Consider the following 17649-nt stretch of genomic DNA (forward strand, 5'->3'; position numbering starts at 1 on the left):
TGGTTGAATAGTAAGTACAAACAGTAAATGCTTGGCAGTAAATGGTGATGTTGGTAATGCATCTGCTACAACAAATGCGGGTATAGAAATCTCAGATCCTGATTCTAAAATTTTAACTGTTGAGGGTAGTAATTATTCTACTGAAAAGCACTTAATGAGGGTACAAATACATGACAGCGCCTTATAACAATAGGTGTTTCTACAGTCTGTAAAGCTAATGATGATGTAACTTTGAGATCAGTGATAACTCAAGATAAATTAAAATTTTAATTTGGATTTATCATAAAAATGTGTTGATTTCATATGAGTAAATAATTATCTGTGTAGTGGGTATGTTTTGGTCAATGAATAGCTATGCAGACAATTATGTATTTGTCTGCATAGCCCATTTTAATAGCAGTTTTGTGATTCCAAGTTGTGTATTTGCTTAGCCAGTAAATTTCAAACATATAGCCTGTTTAGATGCAAATGCACGTTTGCAATTGAATATTTCAAACAGCATTTCAATAAATATTATGATTGTAAGCTTAGTTTAACATTGACCTATCGTTGCAACAGATAATCAACCTACAGCTCGAACTTTTCGAGCAAGGAGCTTTCTACGGATTAATCTTGATTAGGAGTCTAGAATGAAATTGATAACTAATGCGTTGGTTAAAGTTGCTTCTGTTGGGGGATTAATGTGTTTAGTTATAGCTAGACAAAGCAGTACTACTTTAGGGATATAAAATAAGATACGGAATTGCTTGACCTTACAATTATGGAAACTTTTATCATGGCGTTACCATTTAATGTAGGAGTCTAGCATGGAATTTTATATCGCAAATATGACCTGTGGTGCTTGCGCGCGTCGTATCACTAAAGCAATTCAGTCTTTAGATACTAAGGCGGAAGTTATCGCAGATCCACCTAGTCGCAGTCTCAAAGTGAAAACCAGTGTTACTGAAGATGATTTAAGAGACAACTTAACCGCAGTGGGTTATCCCCCACGCTAAAGGCTATATGATAAAAAAGCGACCAAATGGGTCGCTTTTTTATTTGAGTAGTCATTGTTAAAGCTAAGCATTCAATCTTTTTTTACTTTTTGTTGAGCAAGGGGTGAAAAAGATAAAGAATCATTTTGATGATAGGTTTCTTCTAATGCAATTTTTTGCTGTTGCAATCCATCGAGAATAGGACAATTCGGTCGTTCATCACCAGCACAACAATTAATCAAATCTTGTAAAGTGTTGGTCATTTTCTGTAGTTCTTGAATCCGAATTTCTAACTTCTCGATATGTGAGAGTGCCATTTGTTTGACATCTGCGCTTTGTCGATTCTTATTGTTCCATAAATCCAGCAGATCTGCGATTTCTGCAACTGAAAATCCAAGCGATCTTGAACTTCGAATGAATTTTAAGCGTTCAGCATCCTGAGTTGTATATGAGCGGTAACCTGCATTACTTCGACCCACTATAGGAATAAGACCAATTTGTTCATAATATCGAATCATTTTGGCTGATATCCCCACACTTTGAGACAGTTTTCCAATATTCATTAAGATTTCTCTCTACAAGCTCCTACTCGAAAGTAGAAGCGGGTTGAAAGCGACGTAAACGTAAGGCATTCGCCAAAACAAATACACTGGATAAGGCCATTGCGCCTGCTGCAAATATCGGAGAAAGCAGAATGCCATAAGCAGGGTACAATAATCCAGCAGCCACTGGAATCAGCAGGGTATTGTAAGCAAACGCCCAGAACAAATTCTGCTGAATATTGCCGATGGTTGCTTTTGATAAGGCAATTGCGTTAGCGACACCTTGCAAATTACCTGACATCAGCACAACATCCGCCGACTCAATTGCAACATCCGTACCTGTACCAATGGCCAGCCCCACATCTGCTTCAGCCAAAGCAGGCGCATCATTGATACCATCACCGACAAATGCAATATTGCCATATTTTGCTTTCAATGTTTGAACTGCTTTTACTTTGCCTTGAGGGAGTACTTCGGCAATGACTTCATCAATACCTAATTGCTGAGCAATAGCTTGTGCTGTACGCGCATTATCTCCCGTAACCATTGCCACTTTTAGACCGAGTTGATGCAACGCTTTAATCGCAGATGGTGTTGTAGATTTAATAGGGTCTGCAACAGCAATAATTGCTGCGAGTTTGCCTTGAATTGCAACATATAATGGTGATTTACCTTCGTCACCCAAACGTTGAGCTGCATTGGTAAAGGGTAAGATATCAATATTGAGTTGCAACATATAGCGGTCTGCACCAATATGAATATCTTCATTTTCATTGATCTGAGCATAAACCCCCATACCAGTTACGGAATCAAATTGTTCTACTTTTGGCAAAGTGAGGTTTTCTTTGATTGCTGCATCTACGATGGCTTTCGCAATTGGGTGCTCTGAAAGAGATTCAACAGCTGCAACTCGACTCAATACGTAATCACGTTCAAATGATTCAGTAACTTCAAAATCAGTGAGTACAGGATGACCTTCTGTCAATGTTCCTGTTTTGTCTACCGCAACGATTTTGGCATTTTTGAGTAACTGTAATGCTTCACCTTTACGGAACAATACCCCTAACTCTGCACCACGACCTGTTCCGACCATAATCGAGGTTGGCGTTGCTAGACCCATGGCACAAGGACAAGCAATAATAAGGACAGCTACCGCGTTCACTAAAGCGAAGGTTAAAGCAGGAGAAGGACCGAAAATCAACCAGATCAAGAATGTCAGTACAGCAGCCACCATTACTGCTGGGACAAACCATAAGGTGATTTTATCAACCACAGCTTGAATTGGCATTTTGGAGCCTTGCGCTTGCTCAACTAAACGAATAATTTGTGCGAGCATGGTTTCGCCACCGACCGCAACTGCGGTAAAGCTTAAAGTCCCATTTTGATTTATAGTACCACCGACTACATCACTGTCGATGTTCTTCTCAACAGGTATAGGCTCACCAGTAATCATAGATTCATCAACAAAGCTTCTGCCTTCAATGACTCGTCCATCAACGGGAACACGCTCACCTGGTTTTACAATGATAAAGTCACCAGCAACAACTTCATCAATTGGTATGTCGATGATTTGGTTGTGACGAGAAACGTGAGCAACTTTGGCTTGTAGGCTGACTAAACGCTGAATGGCTTCTGACGTTCGACCTTTGGCTTTGGCTTCAAGAAAACGACCTAATAGGATCAAAGCCACAATCACAGCAGCAGCTTCATAATAAACGTTCACTGTACCAGCAGGTAAGACGTTTGGTATAAATGTTGCGACAATTGAAAATAAATAAGCAGCCAATGTTCCAACTGCAACCAAAGAGTTCATATCTGGTGCTAAACGTAATAAAGCAGGTAAACCATGTATATAAAATCTTCGTCCAGGAATTACTAGAACCAATGTGGTGAGAATAAATTGTAAATACCAACTATTTTGTACACCAATCGTCTGAGCAATTAGATGATGCATGCCCGGAATAAGATGCGAACCCATTTCTAATATAAAAACAGGTAAGGCAAAGATAGTAGCAAGTGTCAGATCACGCTTTAATTCAGCGCGTTCTTGATCTTTTTTTTCTAAGTGTTCTGCTTGATTTGGAATAGCCGTTTGAATTTCTTTCGCATCATAACCTGCCTTATCCACGGCTGAGATTAATGCTGCTACATTGGTTGTTCCGAAAATGGTGGCACGTTCAGTGGCAAGATTGACATTGGCCTCTTTTACGCCGGGTACATTTTTAAGAGCTTTCTCAACCCGGCTGACACATGAGGCGCAGGTCATGCCATCAATTGACAACTCTGTGGTTACATCAGCCACTTCATATCCAGCATGTTCAACGGCTTTGATCAAGGCTTCACGGTCGATAGGAGTATTGGAGGTGATATCGGCACGTTCAGTGGCTAGATTAACCGATGCATTGGTTACACCATTGACTTTTTTAAGTGCTGTTTCTATTCGACTTACACAACTAGCACAGCTCATTCCCTTGATTTGTAAACTACTTTTTAAACCGGAAACACGATCAGTTGATCTATTTTCCATAAGTCACACCTATAAGTCTTATATCATGATCTAAATCCTAAACTCTTACATAATGTTAAGGTCAAGTAAAACAGTTCAATTTTTATAAGATATTGTTGCAATTATAAATTTGGTTTGCAAACCTACCTAAGACGATATTCTTCTGAACATAATTCACCTTTAACCCTTTATTCTTAATCATAGTTCATTATTATTTTATCTATTACGCCTCTTGCGTGAGTCAAAAATCATCATTTTAGATTAATCCTGATAATGACAAGCATATAAATTAACCTGTTTTTGCTTTGTATAATCACGCATAGTCGTTTTATCATGAAGTGATATTGGCTATCGCCGTTCGGCGAAAGTACACGATGTAATTCTCACTCAACAGAGGGTTTTTGCTCCCTTTATTGTTGTTAAGGTTTATTTATTTCTAATTTTATTTTATTTATGAGTCTTTTTTCTTACGTATCATGTTGAAAGATCTTGTTTTTTAAAAATAACCGTAAAAATTACTAAACCATCTCGTGATTCAGCTTGGATAGTTGCACCATGAAGTGTCAGGATCGACTTGGTGATAGCAAGCCCTAGACCTGTCCCATCTTCCATGCGTTGTCGAGATGCATCAGTTCGATAGAAACGGTCAAATAATCGAGACAACTGTTCAGCTGACAAGGTTGGGCCTTCATTTTCAATTGAAAAACTATTGTAATCTGCTGTTTGCTGGCATTTAATTTGAATGACCGAGTTTGGCTTGCCATATTTAATCGCATTAGATATTAAATTACTGAGCGCACGGCGTAGCATAGTAATATTTGCATTTACTTTTCCATTACCGAAAAGGTGAAATGTGATATTCTTTTGTGCTGCGAAAGCATCATAAAATTCAAATAATTTATCAAATTCTTCATACAAGTTAATTGTTTGTAAGTTTTTAAGGCTAAGACCATTTTCTGCTTTAGCCAAAAACAGCATGTCTGAAACGACTCTTGCCAGATGTTCACATTCCTCTAAGTTAGAAAATAAGACTTCTTTATAGGCCTCTATATCACGACTGCGAGATAGACATACTTGGGTTTGAGTCATTAAGTTATTGATTGGAGTGCGAATTTCGTGTGCAAGATCGGATGAAAAGTCTGAAAGTTTTTCTAAAGCCGACTCTAAACGGTCAAGCATTTCATTAAAGGCGATGGTTAGTGGTTTTAATTCTGTTGGAGTATTCTCAACTTCTAAACGCTCAGATAAATGCTGGGCTGAAATCCCTTCGGCAACTTGTGCTATTTTTTTGATCGGGCGTAATCCTCGCCAAACAGCAAACCATCCTAAAAACATTAAACATAGTGCGCCAATTAAACAAATATAGAATAGCTGGCGTTTGAATGCTTTTAAAAAAGATATATGTTCTGATGTATCAATCGCAACAATAATTTGTGTAGATTGTGCATCTTTATCATCTTCAAAAATATTTTGATAGGCCAGCCCACGATAGTTTTTATTTTGTACTTCCCATTTTAACCATTGATTTTGGTCGGTAGTACTGTGTGGCGTGAGGACAATTTGTGCGGAATTGAATACAATTTGATTTACAGGTCGTTCAATTTGAACAATCAGATTATCATGCCCGATAAGAGAATCTTTTAATAAGGCATTAAGTTTAGATGTGTTGGTTGGGTTTTGTTTTAAGAGATTTTGTATAGACTGAATTTTTCCCTCAAGTAGCACTCGATCCTCACTTTCGAAGTGCTGCGAGACACCAAGAAGTATCACGAAGCCCATGATGATCAAGATGGTGACCGTTGAGAGAGAAAAAAGAATCGCGATTCGAAAACTGATCGCATTGAAGACTTTAAGCCTCATCTTCGATCTCTAGAACATACCCCATTCCCCGAATATTTTGAATCAGTTTAGGTGTAAAGTTACTATCAATTTTATTTCTTAAACGTTTAATTGCGACTTCGACTACATTGGTGTCACTGTCAAAGTTCATATCCCAAACTTGCGATGCAATCAGCGCTCTCGGCAGAATTTCTCCACGTCTACGCATAAATAATTCCATCAACGCAAATTCTTTTGCCGTTAGATCAATTCGTTGTCCTGCACGAGTAACACGGCGTTTTCTGATATCAAGTTCGAGATTGGCAATACTGATTAAGTTATGGTCTTCTCTTTGCTGTCCTCGGCGGAGTAAGCTTTTTATTCTTGCAAGGAGTTCGGCAAAAGCAAATGGCTTAACCAGATAGTCATCTGCGCCCAAATCTAAACCTTTTACTCGATCTTCGATTTGATCCCGAGCTGTCAAAAATAAAATGGGCATGTTTTTCCCGCTTTTACGTACAGCTTCAATAATATGCCATCCATCCATTCCCGGTAACATTACATCCATTATAATGACATCGTATTCCTCAGAAAGTGCATATTGTTTACCCGTGAGCCCATCAGTGACCCAATCAGTTATATAGCCCGCTTCAGATAAGCCTTGTTTAAGGTAATCACCTGTTTTTTGCTCATCTTCTATTAATAAGATTCTCATTTTAGTGTCCTAAAATACCTTTTAGAAACATAATAGCGTGATAAAACATAAGTTGGATATGGATTACAAAAATGTCATTTTCAGGTCATCTAGATGATCAACTCTTCGATTTACTCTCTTAATAAGTGTCTCTCAATCTCGGAGAAATAAATGCGCACAATTTTGTACATCAGTTCCACGTTGTTTATCTTTGTTGGTACTTCAATTGTTGCTCAGCAATCTTGGGCGGATGTTTCTAAAATGGCGCTCAATGAAAATACGAATATTCATGCAACACAAACAATCCAAAAGCAGTGTTTAATAAAGCGGTGTAATGTACTACCCAGTCGAAGCCTCAACCAATGAACATACACAACACCAGCACGTTCACTTATCCACGATGGCAAAAATTCATCCAACGACAATGCTTAAATGGACTCTTCGACGATGAGGATGAATCATGCAAATATGAGAGGTTAGCTACACCTATTCGATAATTTTAATAAAACTTTGTTTTGAAAATTGAAGCATAAATAAGAGAGGTGAGACCTTATCATCGTCAAACAAAGCATAATTTGCAGGATGCGTTTAATGAAAAATTTATCTAAAAATAACAGTCTTTTAAGTGTTTAAAATTTTTTGGAGTTTTATATGTCTCATATTCAAACTTTACAAGATCCGTTCTTAAATATTTTACGAAAAAAACGTATTGCAGTTTTTATTTTTCTTGTGAATGGAATTAAATTGCAAGGATATATTGAGTCTTTTGATTCCTATGTATTGATGTTAAGAAACAGCGTAGGTCAAGAACAAATCATATATAAACATTCAATTTCTAGCATAATGCCTACACGGAATATTCGTGTAAATGTTAATGTTTTTCTTGCAAGATTCGATGATCAAAATAATTTCAACAATTCATATGACCGATATTATGTAGCAACCGCACAAAATATTAATAATCAATTGTTTAACAAGCAAGAAGCTAAGTTAAATTTAGCTTCTTTTACAAAATAACTATCAATAATCTATGCCATACCAAGATTACTAACGATTTCCCTTACTCCGATTGTGAGTAATACAAAGCATTTCACAGTTTTCAATATTGGTTGCACCGCCTTTACTCCAAGCCTGAACGTGATCTGCATCCATTTCTTTGAGTGAGTAAATCTTTGTCTTATTGGCATTATTGCCATTGGCACATAACGGACAATTTGAAATACTCTTAGCATTAGCATCATTAGTTTGTAATGCGTAAGCTTTTCGCTTGATTGCATCGTCAAATATACGAACATCCAATAAGCGTGTATCAGTTTCACCGCCCAATATGTATTCAAAAATTCCTTTTCGATTTTTTACATAGGGGTCTGCATACAATCTTTTAACATCATCAGAAATTTTAGTCGGGTTGTAGGCAGTAGTTTTGTATCTTTCATACAAATCCCCCCAATTCAATCCGATCATTTCTTTCTCGACATTAATAAACAGTGTACTAACCCAATCAATTACCGATGTAAAGTAGGCTTTTAATTCGTCTATATTGTTGTTATGTCTATTCTTACTCATATAGTCACTAATATTTCCACGACCTACCCAATCTAGCGCACATTCGAGAAATTCTTGGCGAATTGCAGAACCCTTAATATATGACTGCCATTTTTGAATGTTTGTATTCTTGCTATTGCTAAACTCGGCTTTAGCCAACGTAACAAATTTGCCTGAATAAACAGCATTTAAAAGTTCTTGCTCATTAAGTGGAACACCAACAATATTAATGGTTTTAAACCATTCTTTTATTTCAGTTTCAGTTCCCTTGCATTCATAAATTAATAGTTTTGCTTCTTCAATAATTTTACGCTTATCAGTAGGTAAACTATCAAAAGTTTGTGGTTTACCTTTTTCATCAACTATTGAGAATTTATTTGTATAAAAACGCCCAATACTTGTAATGCGTTGCTGACCATCTAATACTTCAAATTTACCATCAGGTGTCGTATTAAAATAAATTACACCCAATGGATAACCCTTTAAAATAGATTCGATTACCGCCACATCACGCTTACCATCCCCATAGATATAATGACGTTGGTATTCGGGCTGAATAGTTAAGTCACCTGACAGTCCAAATAAGCCCTTTCCCTCATATTCATTAAACGTAAAACCGTCACAAATATCCTTGATGGTGATTTCAGTATTTAACTTAGCATCCATTTCTTAAAGTCCTAATAAATAATCGCTTATAACATTTTTTACCATCAATATAAGGTTCATTATGTTTTTTGAAATGTGGTAGCTTGTAAATATCATCAACAGCACCATTGTCACTAGCACCAAGGATTTTAAATTGATCTGGGTTATATTTATCTAAAAAAGTGATAGGAACACCCATTACTCCATCGTAGTCACTCGGAATGCAGTTAGTAAAAGGGACATCTATTGCATCGTAGTTATCATAATGGTCGTACTTCTCTTTACCTTTCATCTTTTTATTAAAACGAAGATTGTCTTGCATAGTCATTAATTGCAATGGCTCATGTCGTTTACCGTGATCTAAATTTGTCAACCATAAACAGTTGTTTGTTGAAACTATGCGATTACCATCTTCATCAACTCTCGCTTCTGTTCCATAAAGCTCATATTGCTTTGGAACAATGAAACCTGAAATCCAACGCCCCATGCCTGTACCTAACCACGCTTTATTATTTTTAATTTGTCCAAAAACCTCTTTATACGTAATTGCATTAATATTACCTATAGTGAGAAATTTTTTTTCATCTTCTATAACCCAACTTAAAAACTCACGGAATAAAGAGAATGGTGGATTGGTCACAATAATATCGGCTTCATCACGAAGTTTTTTAATTTCATTACTTCTAAAATCACCATTACCATCTAAGTACGACCAATCTAAATCATCAAGATCAATACGATTATCCTGATTTTTATCTTTTTCAAGAATAAATATTTTTCCTTTACTTAATGTTTTTTCTTGATCAAATTTTGGATTGTTACTTTCAAATAATGAGGGCTGATAATTGGAAGTTATTAATTTACTATTAGGCGCATAGCTTGTGCTGATCAGCTTTTTCAAACCAAGTCTTTGAAAGTTCTGAGCAAAATATTTTGTAAAGTTACTCCATTCAGGGTCATCACAAGGCAATAAAACCACTTTACCTTTAAACACATTTTCGTTGTATTCTAAATATGCGTTCATTTCTTTTTCAATATCAATATATTGAGTATAAAACTCATCATTTTTTGCGGATTTAGCTTTGGTTAAATCGCTGTTAGTGGCTTGTCGTGTTTTACCTGCCATTAAATTTCGCTTCCTGTTCAAGTTAGATATGTGATTTAAAGTTTTAAATCCTTGCAATCAATCGCTTTAAGTATTTGAAGCATAAATATTGCCCCAAACGTACCACGATTGATCTTATTGCTAATGTTTTGCGGTGTTTCTGATATACCCATTGCTTCAAGCTTTTTGGATAGATCAATCAGGCTTATGTTTTTTCGGGCAATTTCTGCCTTAATTAAGCCTTTGGCATAGTCTTTCCATTCATCGTCACTCACGGTTTGACCTCATAAAAGATAAACGACATAGCATGTCGCTATAATATTTTAAATCATTATATTTGATGATTAAAACTATTACAATATATTAAGCATATCTTGTTTGTGATGGGTGATTTTATGAAAAAAGAATCTAAGCAACATTTCCTACTATCAGCAAAGGCTCGTACTTTATCTGTATATGAAATTATGCAAATCACCCATGAACAAGCTTTCTTATTGTTCAAAGAAATGCGGTGGGGAAAAGAACAACCCACATGCCCTCATTGTGACACCCAAGATCATCACTATTTCATACGTGGACGCAAGCAATGGCGTTGTAAGTGCTGTAATCACACGTTCAGCGTAACATCAGGTACGATCTTTGCCTTTCATAAGTTGCCACTCAAAATCTATTTAGCTGCTATTGCCATTTACTCTAACGCTGTAAAAGGCTTATCTGCTTTGCAGTTAGGTCGGGATTTAGGTGTTCAGTATAAGACCGCTTTTGTATTGGCACATAAAATTCGTGAAAGCCTGATAGATCAGCGTGACGATGAATTATTATCAGGTGATGTTCACATGGATGGTGCGTATGTAAATGGCTATGTACGCCCTAAAAACCACAAGGATGACCGTGTAGATCGGCGCAAGGCTGAATATCAAAATCCAAATAAACGGTGTGTGGTGGTACTTCGCCAAAAAGCAATCAACAGTGATCTACAAGGTGCTGATAAAACCAAAACCTATGTGGTTTATAGTGAAAATCAAAAAGACATTAATCATCTTGCCAATCAACATATCAAGCATGGTTCAACAATCCATGCAGATGAAAGTACAGCATACGATACACTGAATGCTCGTTTCACAACTAAACGTGTCAATCATCAATATGAATATCGCTCTAAAGATGGTGTGACCAATAATCTTGCTGAAAGCTATTTCAGTCGGTTCAGACGTATGCAGTTAGGGCAGATGCACAAGTTTAGTGTGATGTACCTTGCCAACTACGCCAATGAAGCTGCTTATCGTGAAGATACTCGTAGATGGTCGAATGGTGAAATCTTTACTGATATTTTAATGAAATGCGCTCAAACTCGAACACATCAAGATTGGTGTGGCTATTGGCAGGGCAATAAGCGTAAATCAGAGCGTTTAGTCTGCTAATCCGCTATGCCCCACAAATGAGGACGATGATTGCTATGGGCGATAATAATGCCTTTATCTCTTAATCGGTTCAGCACTTTGATGAAGCTCGGTGAAATATCATTACCTACAGATGAATCTATGCCTTTAATATCCAAAACTTTCATCATTAAATCTTTGTAGTTCATTGGCTCATTTGCTTCACGCAAGCAAGTTAATACCAATGACTGTAGTTCACCTCGCCCAAAATAAGGGTTTCTTTGGTTTGTACGCTTAGATTTAACGCTTCTTAGGTCAAAATCAGGTGAAAATAGCTTAATCGTGTGATCTACATGCAGTAGTATTTCAGAGATACGTTGAATTTCTTTTTGGTGTGTTTCAATTTGACCAAGCAATTCTGCACGTTTTCTAGTTAATCCTGATACGATATGTGATTCAGCCATTATTTCTTTCCTTATGCGTAAAGGAATTATTTTAAATGGCGAATCACTCTATTTATTGTGCGGTTGCTACATAATAGCGCATATGACGCTGGTGCTCAAGATAGCTAGAGCCAAATTGATTATGGTTATCAAGATGGCTTTAATGACGAAATACCAGTTAAAGAATTTTTCAAAAGATGAAAAAAAGCAAATTATAAATTTAGACTGGATATAAGTTGTATGAAAATTAAGATTTAAGATATAGCATTGAGCTATGCAATTATTGATCTGTACATTGTGGATTTTCTTTTCATACACTTAATGAGAAAAGCAAAAAAGAAACCACATAAAAAATGAGAAAAACAACTTAAAAAAAGCCCCACGCTAAATGTAGGGCAACAGGATAAAATAACAAGATCTCTCAACGAGCGCTTATTCAGCATCGATGAGATTTTATAAAAATACCAACAGCAAAATGATACCCAACACCACACGATACCACGCGAACACTCTCAAGGTGTGTTTTTCAACAAACTTCACTAAAGCCTTGACCACTAATAATGCTGCAATAAATGCTGCAATAAAACCCACCGAAATATTGATGAGATTGTCTGAAGTTAAAACGTCTGCATTTCGAATCAAATCATAGGTTGCAGCACCTAACATGGTTGGCATCGCAAGGAAAAAAGAAAATTCAGTTGCCGCTTTACGTGATAAACCAGACAACATTCCGCCAATAATGGTTGCGCCTGAACGTGAGGTTCCTGGAATCATAGCAAGACATTGAGCAAATCCAACCAGAATAGCTTGTTTTAAGGTAATGTCAGTGGCTTCTATAGTTTTGGGTTCAAACTTTCTCGCTTCCACAGCAAAAATAATGAAACCACCAATGATTAAAGCAAAGGCTACAACCAAAGGACTAAATAGAACCTGTTTAATAAAATCGACCGCTAACACACCAATCACCACAGCAGGAATGAAAGCAACCAAAACATTAATTGCGAAACGTCTAGCCTGAACATCCCCTGAGAAAAAACCTCGAATTAACTCAATGATTTTTTGTCGGTAAAGCCAACATACCGCTAAGATTGCACCCAATTGGATCACAACCTCAAACACGCGTCCAGAATCTGAATGAAAATCAATTAAATGACCAAATAAGATCAGATGACCTGTACTGGAAATCGGTAAAAATTCAGTTAAACCTTCGATTAACCCCAAAAATAAAGCTTTAAGCAGTTCAAAATTTTCCATAAATGAAATAAACAAGCGTTTTAAAATTTGAACCTTTGTAATGTATTTAGGGCTGTTTATAAATGAAAAAAGACAAAATTTTACGAAATTTTTACGCGGCTGATCTGACTGTAAATAGAGAGTTTACGGGGAATTTTTAGATACTGAGTCGTGGAATATCCCAGTGTTTAGGATGAAAAAAGATGAGTGCTAAATTTATAGCGCATCAACAAGTACAGCATCCAAAATTATGCTTACTTCAAAAACATATAAATCATTGCAATATCGACATTTTTAATTTGAGTCATTCAAGTTGGGGGGGAATGTCATGTTAGAGTTGATTTTAGTCTTGGTGATTGTGGTGCTTTTGGCTTTTCCTTTAGGGAAATATCTTGCCTGTATCATGCAAAATAAAGACATGAAAATTGATCCAGTGTTTAGCTGGATTGAAAAGCCAATTTATCGTGTTTTTGGCACAAATCCTAAACAGGGCATGAATGCAAAGACCTATTCACTCAGCTTTGTGATGAGTTGTATTGTGATTGGATTGGTGACTTGGGTACTGTTTATGTGCCAAGCAAGTTTGCCACTCAATCCAAATAATGCACCCAATATGTCATGGGATTTAGCACTACATACCATGATTTCATTTCTGACCAATACCAACCAACAACATTATTCAGGTCAGGCACAACTGTCATATTTATCACAGATGGTTGGAATTGTTGGGTTGCAAATCATTACTCCAATGATGGGTTTGGCAATGGTGGTGGCAACGGTACGTGCTTTGTTTTATCCTCAATCAAATACTTTATCAGAATCAGATCAAAATCTAAGCTTTGAAAATAAAGTTAAAAAAATCAATGTGGGTAATTATTGGGCCGACGTGATTCGCCCAACCTTTCGGTTTTTAATTCCGTTATGCATGATTTGGTCATTATTACTGAATAGCCAAGGTGTGCCATCAACCTTTCAAGGTGGCCCAGAAGTTCAAGTCATTGACCAAGCCGCTGAATTAAAAACTCAAAAAATTCCACTTGGTCCAGTTGCACCAATGGTTGCGATTAAGCAATTGGGCAGTAATGGTGGTGGTTGGTATGGGCCTAACAGTAGTGTGCCATTAGAGAATCCAACCCCATTTTCAAATTTCTTAAAAATGATTGCGATTTTACTTATTCCTGTCGCCGTGATTTTTATGTTGGGATTTTTAACCAAACGGGCAAAATTTGCTGGCTTTGTTTTTGGCTCGATGTTGCTGATGTCAGTGATTTCCGCCACAACGGCAATCTGGTCTGAAAGCCTTTCATCTTCAGCAATGCAAATTTATGCCATGGAAGGCAAGGAGGTACGTTTTGGTGAAGCATCTTCTGCGCTGTGGGCAGCATTAACTACACAGGTCAACAACGGTTCAGTCAATATGATGCATGATTCTGCATCTCCCTTAACTGGTTTAGTTGCGCTTGCAAATATGCTAATCAATGCGATCTGGGGTGGGATTGGCTGTGGTTTACAACAATTTATGATCTATTTGTTTTTGGCTGTATTTATTGCTGGGTTGATGACAGGACGTACGCCGGAATTATTTGGACGCAAAATTGAAGCAGGTGAAATCAAATTACTTGCTGTGGTGATCTTAATTCAGCCGATTACGATTCTGGGTTTAAGCTCAATTGCTTTGTTTTTCCCTGAGCTTACAGGTAATAGCAATCCGCAATATCATGCCATTTCCCAAGTCTTGTATGAGTATGTTTCGGCTTTTGCCAATAATGGTTCCGGTTTCGAAGGTTTAGCTGACAATACAGTGTGGTGGAATGTTAGCTGTGTCATTGCTTTGCTGCTTGGACGTTTCCCAACATTGATCATCCCGCTAATGATTGCTGCTCGTTTAGCTGCAAAGCGTCAAGCTCCTGAAAGCAGTGGTAGTTTAAAAGTGGAAACCCCAACTTTTGCCTTCACTCTGATCGCAATTGTGGTGATGTTGACTTTATTACAATTTATGCCAGTCCTTGTTTTAGGGCCTATTGCTGATCAGCTGTTATTGGTACAAGGCTAAGGTGAAGACAATGAATCATTCAAAACAATCTATTCAAAAACACTCTACTAAAAATATATCATCAACTTTATTCCAAGGCGAAGCCTGGAAAAATGCCTTGATTAAATTGTTACCACAACATGCCATTAAAAATCCGGTGATGGCGATTGTTTGGCTGGGCACCATCATCACACTAGTCAGTACTTTAGCGGGCAAAGCCAATATAATATTTGGCTTATCTGTGACTTTGATTTTATTTATCACCGTATTGTTTGCTAACTATGCTGAAGCCATTGCAGAAGCCAAAGGTCGTGGTCAAGCTTCTTCCTTAAGACAAGCCCGTCAAAATTTGACCGCACGTCGACTCAGCTCTAAAGAGGATGTAGATGGGGTGCAAATTGCTGCAAGCTTATTAAAAATGAATGACTTGATTGAAGTCCGTGCAGGAGAACTTATTCCAGCGGATGGTGAAATTATTCATGGTTTTGCGACAATTAATGAAGCTGCGGTGACAGGGGAGTCAGCACCTGTATTACGTGAAGCAGGTACAGATAAGTCGGGTGTGATTGGGGGAACTAAAGTTTTAACCGATCGTATTGTGGTACAAGTCACCGCAGAAGCGGGTAACAGCTTTCTTGATCGTATGATTGCTTTGGTTGAGGGGTCTAATCGTCAGAAAACACCCAATGAAATCGCACTGGGCATTTTACTGACTGTTATGACTGTCACTTTTATTGCAGTGGTGGTGAGTTTACCTTTTATTGGACATTTCTTAAAAATTGAAATCAATCCTATTCTTTTGGTGGCGCTGTTGGTGTGTTTAATTCCAACCACGATTGGAGGGTTGTTGCCTGCAATCGGGATTGCGGGGATGAATCGGGCTTTAAAAGCCAATGTGATTGCCAAATCGGGTAAAGCCGTTGAGGTGGCTGGTGATGTGGATGTATTACTGCTCGATAAAACAGGCACCATCACTTACGGTGATCGTCAGGCAACAGCATTTTTCCCACTGACAGGCGTGACTGAGTCGGAACTTCGTCAAGCCGCAATATTGACCTCACTTGCAGACCCAACCCCAGAAGGCAAATCCATTGTAGTTTTGGCAAAAGAGCAAGGCGAACATATTGTTGAGCCTGAACAAGTCGAGTTTATTGCATTCAATGCAGCAACTCGAATCTCTGGGGTAAATTTACTGAATGGACCTCAAATTCGCAAAGGGGCATTAGATGCAATTCTTAAATTTGTTTCACAGAATCTTGAGAATCATAGTGAGTTGAGAACCCGTGTAGAGCAGGTGGCTTCAAAAGGTGCTACGCCGTTAGTTGTGGCAAAAGATCAGAATATTCTTGGAGTAATTGAACTTTCAGATGTGATTAAACAAGGCATCAAGGAAAAATTTGCCCGCTTACGTGAAATGGGTATCAAAACAGTCATGGTCACAGGTGATAACCCTTTAACCGCTGCTGCTATTGCGGCTGAAGCCGGTGTCGATGATTACATTGCTGAAGCAAAACCCGAAGACAAGTTAAATTGTATTCGTGATGAACAGAATAAAGGCCATCTGGTCGCTATGGTTGGAGACGGAACCAATGATGCACCTGCTTTGGCGCAAGCTGATATTGGTTTGGCTATGAACTCTGGGACCCAAGCAGCAAAAGAAGCTGGCAATATGGTGGATTTGGATTCGGACCCAACTAAATTGTTATCGGTGGTTGAGATAGGTAAACAGCAGTTGATTACGCGTGGTGCATTGACCACCTTTTCATTGGCAAATGACATTTCAAAATACTTTGCAATTTTACCTGCTTTATTTGTAGCAGCCATTCCCCAAATGGGCGCCTTAAATATTATGCGCTTGGGAAGTTCAGAAAGTGCAATTCTTTCTGCACTTATTTTCAATGCCATCATTATTCCATTACTGATTCCAATTGCATTGCGTGGGGTGAAGTTTAAGCCTTCAACATCGACGCAATTATTACGTCGAAATATGTTGATCTACGGTGTGGGTGGTGTGTTGTTGCCATTTATCGCTATCAAAGTGATTGATCTAATGATCAGCCCTTTATTGGCGCTTTAGAAATTTTGAGGATGATAGAAATGAAGACTGAAAATAATCTATTGGTTGAATCAGCGTTTGTTGGCTTAACCCGAGCATCATTCGGACTAACCATCGTTGCTTTGGGCCTATGTGGGTTTGTCTACAGTGCCGCCGCAACAGGACTGGGGCAAATTCTTTTTGATCAACAAGCCAACGGGAGTTTGATTGTTGAAAATGATCGAGTACTAGGCTCTCAACTGGTTGCACAACCTTTTGTGCAAGCGCAATATTTTCAACCAAGACCATCTGCTGCCAATTATGATCCTATGGCAATGGCGGGAAGTAATATGGCACGAACCAATCCTGATTTGCATAAGGCTGTAGATGCACGTTTAGATAAAATCGCGATGCAGGAGCACATTGAAAAAAGTGCTATTCCTGCTGATTTGGTCACAGCTTCAGGGAGTGGAATTGATCCTCAAATCAGTCTTCAATCTGCAATGATTCAGGTGAAACGTGTCGCTAAAGCAAGACATTTGCAGGAACAGGATGTGATAAGGTTAGTACAAGAAAGTAGCTTACAACCGACATTTGGAATTTTAGGGCAAGCCAGAGTCAATGTACTTGAATTAAATTTGGCTTTGGATCAAATTGTAAAAAAATGAATTGATTAAGAGCATCAAAGTGAAATGAAC

Annotated in this window: 15 protein-coding genes and 1 pseudogene; 7 read left to right on the forward strand and 9 right to left on the reverse strand. The window is 37.8% G+C overall.

Translation table 11 applies throughout. The features are described from left to right. Window positions 1-806 precede the first annotated feature (806 nt). Complete coding sequence (locus ACG916_RS08025) at window positions 807-995, forward strand: heavy-metal-associated domain-containing protein (RefSeq protein ID WP_336953943.1); 189 nt, start codon at window positions 807-809, stop codon at window positions 993-995. 71 nt (window positions 996-1066) lie between these two features. Here the strand turns inward: ACG916_RS08025 and cueR are convergent, their stop codons facing one another. The 4 genes from cueR to ACG916_RS08045 form a co-directional block, all read right to left on the reverse strand. Then, window positions 1067-1537 carry a Cu(I)-responsive transcriptional regulator gene (gene cueR, locus ACG916_RS08030; RefSeq protein WP_336953942.1) on the reverse strand — a complete coding sequence of 157 codons (471 nt, stop codon included), beginning with the start codon at window positions 1535-1537 and terminating at the stop codon, window positions 1067-1069. Window positions 1538-1559: 22 nt separating this feature from the next. Further along, window positions 1560-4043, reverse strand: a complete 2484-nt coding sequence (locus tag ACG916_RS08035; protein ID WP_419328168.1) for a heavy metal translocating P-type ATPase — start codon at window positions 4041-4043, stop codon at window positions 1560-1562. A gap of 453 nt (window positions 4044-4496) precedes the next feature. Beyond that, window positions 4497-5882, reverse strand: a complete 1386-nt coding sequence (locus ACG916_RS08040) for a heavy metal sensor histidine kinase (protein ID WP_336953940.1) — start codon at window positions 5880-5882, stop codon at window positions 4497-4499. Next, window positions 5872-6555: a heavy metal response regulator transcription factor gene (locus tag ACG916_RS08045; protein ID WP_336953939.1), complete on the reverse strand. Its 684-nt coding sequence runs from the start codon at window positions 6553-6555 to the stop codon at window positions 5872-5874. Before ACG916_RS08045 ends, ACG916_RS08040 begins: the two co-directional genes overlap by 11 nt. A 150-nt stretch (window positions 6556-6705) precedes the next feature. On the opposite strand from ACG916_RS08045, the gene ACG916_RS08050 reads away from it, so the two are divergent. Both ACG916_RS08050 and hfq read left to right on the forward strand, forming a co-directional pair. Next, window positions 6706-6900: a hypothetical protein gene (locus ACG916_RS08050; RefSeq protein WP_336953938.1), complete on the forward strand. Its 195-nt coding sequence runs from the start codon at window positions 6706-6708 to the stop codon at window positions 6898-6900. 285 nt (window positions 6901-7185) lie between these two features. Next, a pseudogene (gene hfq, locus ACG916_RS08055) lies at window positions 7186-7398 on the forward strand (RNA chaperone Hfq); the annotation flags it as partial. Between the two features lie 183 nt (window positions 7399-7581). On the opposite strand, the gene ACG916_RS08060 reads toward hfq, so the two are convergent. The 3 genes from ACG916_RS08060 to ACG916_RS08070 are packed head-to-tail and all read right to left on the reverse strand — an operon-like array spanning window position 7582 to window position 10104. Next, window positions 7582-8745: a GmrSD restriction endonuclease domain-containing protein gene (locus tag ACG916_RS08060; RefSeq protein WP_419330471.1), complete on the reverse strand. Its 1164-nt coding sequence runs from the start codon at window positions 8743-8745 to the stop codon at window positions 7582-7584. Beyond that, window positions 8735-9850, reverse strand: a complete 1116-nt coding sequence (locus ACG916_RS08065; RefSeq protein ID WP_419330469.1) for an adenine-specific methyltransferase EcoRI family protein — start codon at window positions 9848-9850, stop codon at window positions 8735-8737. The genes ACG916_RS08060 and ACG916_RS08065 overlap by 11 nt, the downstream gene beginning before the upstream one ends. A 35-nt stretch (window positions 9851-9885) precedes the next feature. Further along, complete coding sequence (locus tag ACG916_RS08070) at window positions 9886-10104, reverse strand: DUF6471 domain-containing protein (protein ID WP_419330467.1); 219 nt, start codon at window positions 10102-10104, stop codon at window positions 9886-9888. 120 nt (window positions 10105-10224) lie between these two features. On the opposite strand from ACG916_RS08070, the gene ACG916_RS08075 reads away from it, so the two are divergent. Further along, window positions 10225-11250 (forward strand): IS1595 family transposase, encoded by a 1026-nt coding sequence (locus ACG916_RS08075; protein ID WP_419330465.1) that lies wholly within the window; start codon window positions 10225-10227, stop codon window positions 11248-11250. Here the strand turns inward: ACG916_RS08075 and ACG916_RS08080 are convergent. Together ACG916_RS08080 and ACG916_RS08085 are read right to left on the reverse strand one after the other, a co-directional pair. Further along, complete coding sequence (locus ACG916_RS08080) at window positions 11247-11672, reverse strand: hypothetical protein (RefSeq protein ID WP_419330463.1); 426 nt, start codon at window positions 11670-11672, stop codon at window positions 11247-11249. The two genes, ACG916_RS08075 and ACG916_RS08080, sit on opposite strands and share 4 nt — an antisense overlap. 432 nt (window positions 11673-12104) lie before the next feature. Further along, window positions 12105-12905 carry an undecaprenyl-diphosphate phosphatase gene (locus tag ACG916_RS08085; RefSeq protein ID WP_336953937.1) on the reverse strand — a complete coding sequence of 267 codons (801 nt, stop codon included), beginning with the start codon at window positions 12903-12905 and terminating at the stop codon, window positions 12105-12107. 307 nt (window positions 12906-13212) lie between these two features. Between ACG916_RS08085 and kdpA the strand changes: the two genes are divergently transcribed. Genes kdpA through kdpC form a run of 3 tightly spaced genes read left to right on the forward strand, consistent with a single transcriptional unit; the run spans window position 13213 to window position 17619 of the window. Then, the gene (kdpA, locus tag ACG916_RS08090; RefSeq protein ID WP_419330461.1) at window positions 13213-14937 is read left to right on the forward strand and encodes a potassium-transporting ATPase subunit KdpA; all 1725 of its coding nucleotides are present in this window, start codon (window positions 13213-13215) and stop codon (window positions 14935-14937) included. A gap of 10 nt (window positions 14938-14947) precedes the next feature. Continuing rightward, window positions 14948-16993 (forward strand): potassium-transporting ATPase subunit KdpB, encoded by a 2046-nt coding sequence (gene kdpB, locus ACG916_RS08095; RefSeq protein ID WP_419328167.1) that lies wholly within the window; start codon window positions 14948-14950, stop codon window positions 16991-16993. Between the two features lie 20 nt (window positions 16994-17013). Beyond that, window positions 17014-17619: a potassium-transporting ATPase subunit KdpC gene (gene kdpC, locus ACG916_RS08100; protein ID WP_336953934.1), complete on the forward strand. Its 606-nt coding sequence runs from the start codon at window positions 17014-17016 to the stop codon at window positions 17617-17619. The last annotated feature ends 30 nt before the right edge of the window (window positions 17620-17649 follow it).

The organism is Acinetobacter legionensis, assembly GCF_048552295.1.
Taxonomy (GTDB): domain Bacteria; phylum Pseudomonadota; class Gammaproteobacteria; order Pseudomonadales; family Moraxellaceae; genus Acinetobacter.